1 protein-coding gene is annotated in these 305 nt (G+C 76.4%); it reads left to right on the plus strand.

From position 1 onward, the window contains the following. Nucleotides 1-31: 31 nt before the first annotated feature. The coding region (locus G3I65_RS13540) for an acyltransferase domain-containing protein (RefSeq protein WP_375336679.1) at nucleotides 32-305 on the plus strand (274 nt) is incomplete at its 3' end.

Raw genomic sequence — 305 nt, forward strand, 5'->3', positions numbered from 1 at the left:
GCCCGCGGGAGACCCGGGTGCGATGGCGGCGGTGTCGGCGTCCGCGGCGGAGGTCGAGGCGGTGCTCGGCACGTCGCCGGTGGTGCTGGCCAACCACAACTCGCCGAAGCAGACGGTGATTTCCGGCGCCACCGAAGACGTCTCGGCGGCGGTCGAGCGGCTGCGCGCCGCCGGGCTGGGCGCGAAGCGGCTCCAGGTGGCGTGCGCGTTCCACAGCCCGCTGGTGGCGGGCGCGGGCGAGACGTTCGGCCGCACGCTGGACGCGATCGGCGTCGTCCGGCCCGCGGTCCCGGTGTACGGCAACC

The sequence above is a fragment of the Amycolatopsis sp. SID8362 genome, assembly GCF_010550475.1.
Taxonomy (GTDB): domain Bacteria; phylum Actinomycetota; class Actinomycetes; order Mycobacteriales; family Pseudonocardiaceae; genus Amycolatopsis; species Amycolatopsis eburnea.